The organism is Photorhabdus sp. RW14-46 (assembly GCF_963887965.1).
In the GTDB taxonomy this organism is placed as follows: Bacteria; Pseudomonadota; Gammaproteobacteria; order Enterobacterales; family Enterobacteriaceae; genus Photorhabdus; species Photorhabdus laumondii.
The window spans coordinates 1-6,894 of the sequence record NZ_CAWPHH010000056.1 but is presented as its reverse complement, the minus strand read 5'-3'; the positions used below and the strand labels follow the sequence as shown (position 1 = coordinate 6,894).

The 6,894-nt window shown below is 48.3% G+C and carries 5 protein-coding genes and 2 pseudogenes; all 7 read right to left on the bottom strand.

What is annotated here, in order from left to right; all coding sequences use genetic code 11:
* Positions 1-445, bottom strand: a 445-nt coding sequence (locus AACQ38_RS24230) for a hypothetical protein (RefSeq protein ID WP_207631961.1), incomplete at its 3' end; no start/stop codon positions are given.
* Positions 435-1,256, bottom strand: a complete 822-nt coding sequence (locus AACQ38_RS22760; protein WP_165579131.1) for an HNH/endonuclease VII fold putative polymorphic toxin — start codon at positions 1,254-1,256, stop codon at positions 435-437. The genes AACQ38_RS24230 and AACQ38_RS22760, both read right to left, overlap by 11 nt.
* Before the next feature lie 25 nt (positions 1,257-1,281).
* Positions 1,282-1,413 (bottom strand): hypothetical protein, encoded by a 132-nt coding sequence (locus AACQ38_RS22755; RefSeq protein WP_265340076.1) that lies wholly within the window; start codon positions 1,411-1,413, stop codon positions 1,282-1,284.
* Positions 1,414-1,479: 66 nt separating this feature from the next.
* Complete coding sequence (locus tag AACQ38_RS22750; protein WP_040150625.1) at positions 1,480-1,716, bottom strand: hypothetical protein; 237 nt, start codon at positions 1,714-1,716, stop codon at positions 1,480-1,482.
* 179 nt (positions 1,717-1,895) lie between these two features.
* Positions 1,896-2,006 (bottom strand): annotated as a pseudogene (locus AACQ38_RS24225) (Contact-dependent inhibition of growth factor CdiA); the annotation flags it as partial.
* 372 nt (positions 2,007-2,378) lie between these two features.
* Positions 2,379-2,852: an Imm42 family immunity protein gene (locus tag AACQ38_RS22740; protein ID WP_113044356.1), complete on the bottom strand. Its 474-nt coding sequence runs from the start codon at positions 2,850-2,852 to the stop codon at positions 2,379-2,381.
* Positions 2,853-3,676: 824 nt separating this feature from the next.
* Positions 3,677-6,894: pseudogene (locus tag AACQ38_RS22735) on the bottom strand (hemagglutinin repeat-containing protein); the annotation flags it as partial.

Genomic DNA, 6,894 nt, shown 5'->3' with positions numbered 1-6,894 from the left:
GGATAAGTGCCAAATATGTTTTCTTTTCAGTTAATACTAACTTTGCCGCTGTTTTTAAATCGGAAAGATAAAAGTGACATAACCCTGATAAAGTCAAGCCCCGTGAAGACTGAACCATAACATTCTGTTTTTTTAACGCGAATTCTGTATCATTTCCTCTTGATTTTAATAATCCCCAAGCTTGTTTATACCGAGTAATAGATGTGTCCGGTTGAACGCCAGATAGTTCTATATATAAATAAATAGAACTTCTATCATCATAAATTTCTAGCGTCTCTACCATTTTCGTAAAAAGTGGTACAAAACCTCTTTCGCGATTTAGATCTAATAGTTCCCAGCTTACCGCTTCAATATTCATTTCTGTAATAAATAAAGAACTAAAATTAGTGATATCGTTATTTTTACAGATATCAGTAGCATACCTAACTATCATGTCAGTAGTCATAGTGATTCCCTTTTTCATCATTAAAATGAGGCCCTCTATTCTGGGGATCATTTATTCCAAAATCATGACCTTTGGCATCATCCCTAATTTGTATTGTTTGAGTTCCCCCTCCTGCTTTAGGAACATCAAATTCATAAATTTTTCCAGGCTGGAGCCTTCCTCGCTTATCAACATTTGGCAATACTCTATCAGGATGTTTTCCAATAGGAATTCCTGAGCGACGTTTTGCTTCATTAAATGCACCTGACCTACCTGCTCCTACAGGAGAATAGTTTTCTGGTTTTTCTCCTTTGGCCTGATAAATAAAATCATCTTTTTTCGGGCCATCAGGAATTGGGGTCACCGTCGTATTACCACCTACATCCGGCTTACCTTCCGTATTGCCGGTATGATTTGGTGCAATGTCAGACCGATTTTCCTCATTGCCTGCATGGTTCGGTATACTACCCGGCTTTAACTGTTGGTTTCCACCGGTATGATTAGGGTATTTCCTTATATCGTCAGACTGATTACCACCTGTATGTGTTGGCAGATTAGCTGGATCAACAACTTGAGTGTATTTATCCTGAAGTGTATTTAGGTAACTCTGTGTGATTTCATCATTTCCCATCATCTGAAGCATAATCAGATGGTCTAAGTCTTCTGAAGAAATCTTATCAGCGATTTCCTTTGCCACTATTCCGGTTATACTCGCCTTAACGCCTATCTCCAGGACTTTTTCTGCCACTTTGGCTCGACACGGAGCAGCTATTGCACACCCTTCTGTTACCAGTTTTCCCAGGAAATTATTATCGGTAACAACGCATTCCATTGCGAAGTTGACCGCCGGACACCAATTACTCCAATGTACTCAGTCGGTTACAAACGATTTTTCCCGGGGTAGTTCGATGTCCGGCCCATAATGCCCCGACGCGACTTTTACCACCGGTTAGTTGGTCTCGGTCATCGCGGATGGAGGAACCAATCATCTAGATGAGGCCCCCTCTAAACCGATAATTAAAAGTAAAATCCCAACTTAAAAATCGAGATTTTAATCATGTAATGAGATCTACTTTTGTATTCATCAACACATTTATAAACTCGTCTAACGGGAATTTCATTTCTATTGGTTTTTCCAAAATCCTACTATCTGAAAAAAATTCAATCTCAATAGAATCAATTCCCTTGTCTTTGTTAAGTTGACAAAGTATTTGCCCCCTATACGAAATTTCTGCTGTCAGCTCTTCGTATCTGGAGTCACTAAAAAAATCCACTTCAAAATTATTAGCCATTTTTTTTACCTTTTAGGATCTAAAAAACCTGAGAAAGAACCATCTGAGTTGTAGCGGACACCTCTACCATCAGGTAGACGGTATTCTATACCACCCTTGGATAAATCGGTTCGGACAGTATTCTTATTATTCAACACTTCATTTACGAACCGGCTAGCTGCTTCATTTTTCTGAGTAACATTTCCTTTTAACGGCTCAAATATTCCTCCTGGTCTTCCTGCGTGTTTTTCCCAAGCACGAGCCCCAGCAGATAATCCTTGATTATTAATAGGCTTATTAGCAGAAGATACTAAATCACTCTTTTTAAACTTATCATCAAAATTTTTGGAATCAGATTGCTGAGTTCTCGCATTCTCCTCATCCTGTGGTTCCCAACCACTAGGTGATCCAGAACCAACTCCACCATACTGAGACTTTTCTTCATTTGTCAGATTCTTCCCTACATTTGGTTGGCTTTCATTATCGACATAATCTGACGAACATACCCGGCCAAAAGAGCATTGGGTAGCTTTATCTATAGACTCTCCCATTTCCTTCAATTTTTTGTCCAAAGCTGAAGCTATTGTCTGGTTTGCTTCATTCACGGCTTCACCCGTGTTTGAACCGGCTATCGGTGGTGGTGGCATTGGTATAGCTAGGGCATTATTATCCGTAGCAACTTTTTATGATTTCAGCTCAGTATTAATAAATGCTCCTGTTTTTTTCATTACTAAATCCTCTGCTAACGGTAGGTCTCTAATTAATTTTTCTATTGTTCCTCTAGGATATCGTTCTTCTTGGAATGTTTTTTCATAATTTGTTGTATAAATAAGACGATCTTCATCGCCATCAAAACCCAACCAAAAAATAAAGCCATAATCTGATAATTCAGAGGATAATGAGATAAAGTTCTCCGGTTCTCCTTCAGAAAAATCTAAATCAGACAATGGGATATTCCCAACATCTCGCAAGTTCTTGCGCATTCCGTCTTCAAGGCTCTCTTTTAGTTCAGATATCACCATGTATAGATCCATTGTTACTCCTTTCCCTGGAACTAATGTGTCATTAATTATAAAATTAAACATTCCACTCGGTGAACACAGGACATCAATTTGCTCAATATGGATAGCAATTTGATAAGGATCTCCAATAATCATTTTATTTTCCACCCTTCTTGTTTTTGTAACCTAGACTTCACCTTTCCAGTTAATTCCAATTTATTTTTTGAGTCTCCAGTACTACCAGACCAATGGTAGACACCTGTATTATTTGGTGAAAATCTATGGATATGTCCATTGGAGTCTTTAGCATATCTATGTTTATCAGAATCTATAGATACTGAACCTTCAAAAATGCTCAAAGAGTCTCGTGGTTCAATACCAGCATTCGGTCTGAACCCTTGAGCTCCAGGTGTATGCTTAGAGTTAGATTCAATTTTTAGTCCATTACCTGCAACTGTTGTTTCGGGAATAGGTAATCTGTTATCCCGTCCTTCGGCCAAATAAGCTAAATTATCTTTCGTTGTTCCATCAGGAATTGGGGTCACCGTCGTATTACCACCTACATCCGGCTTACCTTCCGTATTGCCGGTATGATTTGGTGCAATGTCAGACCGATTTTCCTCATTGCCTGTATGGTTCGGTATACTACCCGGCTTTAACTGTTGGTTTCCACCGGTATGATTAGGGTATTTCCTTATATCGTCAGACTGATTACCACCTGTATGTGTTGGCAGATTAGCTGGATCAACAACTTGAGTGTATTTATCCTGAAGTGTATTTAGGTAACTCTGTGTGATTTCATCATTTCCCATCATCTGAAGCATAATCAGATGATCTAAGTCTTCTGAAGAAATCTTATCAGCGATTTCCTTTGCCACTATTCCGGTTATACCCGCCTTAACGCCTATCTCCAGGACTTTTTCTGCCACTTTGGCTCGACACGGAGCAGCTATTGCACACCCTTCTGTTACCAGTTTTCCCAGGAAATTATTATCGGTCGCATTCTTCCCGGCCTGAGCACCAGTGAGGGCGCTGGCGGTGGAGTCACCGGCAATGCCGCCAGCCAGTCCCGCGACCAGGGTAGAAAGAGTACTGATAGTTTGCTTCTGCTCCTCCGTTAATTCACTGACTTTGGCCCCGTCGCCGTAAAGTTGCTTAATCAGGACCTGCGCGGCCAGTTCCCCCGACGCCGCACCCGCGGCACCCGACAGGGCATTGTTACCGCTCACTTCTGCCGCCACCGCGCCTAAAATCGCATGGGCCAGCGTATTGGTGGCAATATCCACCTGATGGGTTTGCGGGTCCGTCGTCAGCTCTTTTATCACGCCCGCCAGATAAGGCGAAGCGCCTCCGGCCAGCGCCTGACCGAGATTGTTGCCCGCTAAGCCCTGAATCGCTGCCGTGACCGCCTGTAACGCTTTCTGATAGGTGCCGCCGGTCCCAAAGCCGGAGTCATTCAGCGCCTGCGTGTAAGCGGTGTCATAAACTTGCTTATTGATATCCGCCGAAGTCGGGTGTGGATTGCCACCGTCAACCAGTTTTTTTCTGGCGGCCTCTTTGTCCGGTTCACTGATATGGTCCAGCTTCGCTTTCGCCGCTTTGGTGGCGATAATTTTCCCTTCCGTACGGGCTATCTCGGTCATCTGGGCGCTGATTTCACCAATCAGTTGCGCCTGTTTCAGCCGTTGCTGTTCTTTTTCCTTATCAAATATTGGACTCAGGACATTCGCGGCATTATCGGTATCGCGACTTAAGTTCGCGACATCCTGCGTCTGGTGCGCCTTATCCCGGATAATCAGGTTGCCGTCACTGACGGCGGCGTGCGTGGTGCTGCTGTCATGGCCCTGGCTATGGGAACCACTCAGCCCATTGACCGCCAGATTATTCAGGACCTGACCGGCTGTCGGTTGGCCTAGGCTGATGCCCGCACTCTGCTGCTCAACAGTAAAGTCCGCTTGATTTTGAATATCTTTAAAGCCCAGCGTCCCGGTGTTCAGGGTGTTTTTGGCTTTGTCTGCGTGACTGGCTATCACCGCACCGTCCAGTTGGGTATGGTTACCGACGTTAACCTGATAGCCGCCTTTGCCGGCAAACAGCCCGGTCTGCTCCTGCACGCTGTCATAGTTGCTGTGCAGTTTATTGCGGCTGGCATTAAGGCTCGCGGTACCGTTAGTGAGGGGACCCACGGTGGCACTGACGCCCGCACTGGCATTCTGTTGTTGGCTGTCATAGCGCTGGCTGTCCTGCTCGCTGCTGAGGGTCAGATGACGTTTCACCTCGGTGGTAATCTGCTCGCCGCTGACTTGTGCTCCTTTCAGCGTGGTATCCCGACCACTGTTCAGCCCGACGGTCTGTCCCGCCTGTAATGTGGTGTTAGTATGACTGACGCCGTTGCCGTTTTCACGGCCGTTGCCCCGACTGACATTGGCCGAGACGTTCAGGCCGGTGCCTCCCGGTCCCGCGGTCAGGCCCACGCCCAGCGAACTGCCGTGGCTGCTGTTTTTGCCGGTCGTCTGTTCGGTGTTCTGGCTGGAGGAGAGCTGAATATCCCGGTGAGCATTCAGTTGCAGGTCTTTACCCGCCTGTAACTGGCTGCCCTGAATGCGGATATCGCCGTTCGGTCCTGATAGCCCTTTATCGTTACCGTGAGCCGTTATCGTGAGGTTATCTCCCGCAGTGAGGTGGCTGCCCTGTTGGGTGGTCTGACGGTGCTGCTGTTCTGAACGGGAGGATTGCCGACCGTAAGACAGGCTCACCCCGGCCAGATTATTATTGCCTTTGTCGTCACTGCCCTGAGCCGCCGCCAGTCGGCCAGCCTGCGCCGCTTGCACTCCGCTGAGGGCGGCTTGAGTGTTTTGCAGGGCTTTTACTCGCGGGTCGCTTTCATTGCGGGCGGCTCTGGCTGTCTGCACCGCGCTGTTGACGGCACCCCCAGCGGCACCACTCAGCGCCACGGTTAAACCGCTCTGTTTTTGTTCGGTTTTTGTCGTGGTGTGATGGCGGTTTTCCGCGCTGGTGATATCGACCTGTTGACCGGTCAGCGTCAGGTCTTTACCGGCAATCACCTCACTGCCGTGAACCCGGAGCTGTTCTCCGGCGTTGAGGGTGACGTTGCCCTGACTGCTGCCGATTGTGCTGCCTTTGCTCAGCTGGCGGTCACTGTCGGTGGTGACTTTCTGGCTGGCTTTACCTAAGGTGAAACCCATGCCGCCGGTGCCCATCAGGCCCGATTTTTTCTCCTGCCGCAAATGGGTTTCATCGTGCGCTTCCGCAGCGGTGGTAACCGTGAGCTGATGACCGGCGTTCAGGCTGACGTCCTGCGTCCCCGCCACATTGCTGCCGCGGATATTGAGGTCTTTTCCGGCCTGTATGTTGACCTTATCACCACTGAACGTGGTGCTGAGCGCCTGTCGGTCATGCACTTCGTCGTGGGTTTCCACTGACGACTTCGACAGCCAGCCTTTGCTGGTTTGCTTGCTGTGCTCCACTAAGTCGGATGAGGCTGTACCGGTGGTCAGCGTCAGGTTATTTCCGGCCTGCGCCGTCAGGTGTTGACCGGCGTTGACATGGGCGGCGGTGGCGTTCACGTCATGCCCGGCTTGCAGGGTCACCTCACCGGTGCCGGTTATCTGGCTGCCGATATCCTGTTGTTGGGTTAGATGGCGAGTGTTATCTTTCCCCCAATTCCCCTGCTCTGTGCGGCGCGTGCTTAAGGTGTCCAGCGTCAGGTCATGGCCTGCGGTTATCTCGGTGTGGCTGTCTTTACCGGCGTTTTTGACGTCACTGGCGGTGAGCTGAACATTGTTGATGGCGCTCAGCGATAAGGTGCCGTTATCGTTCTGCACATAAATCCCCGCCGGACGGTCCAGCCAGCGGTTAGCCTCATCCCCGCGCACCGTCGATGCACTGATGATATCCCGGCCTTTCAAGGCTACCCGGTCATCCCCCTGAATCCGGCCGCCCCAGTTGGTGAGCGTCTGTTGGGCCGTTAAATCTACTTTGCCGCCGCGAATAAAGCCGCTGTTGGTCAGGTTGTTGGCCGTCAGTTGAGTCACATCCCGCCCGCTAATTGTGCCGCTGTTGGTGATATCGCCCTGACTGTTGAGCGCCACGGTATTCCCGGCGAGTAAACTGCCATCACTGCGCAGGTCGCCCTGACGGACGCGCGCATAAACCTGCGGCACGGTGACCACCTCGG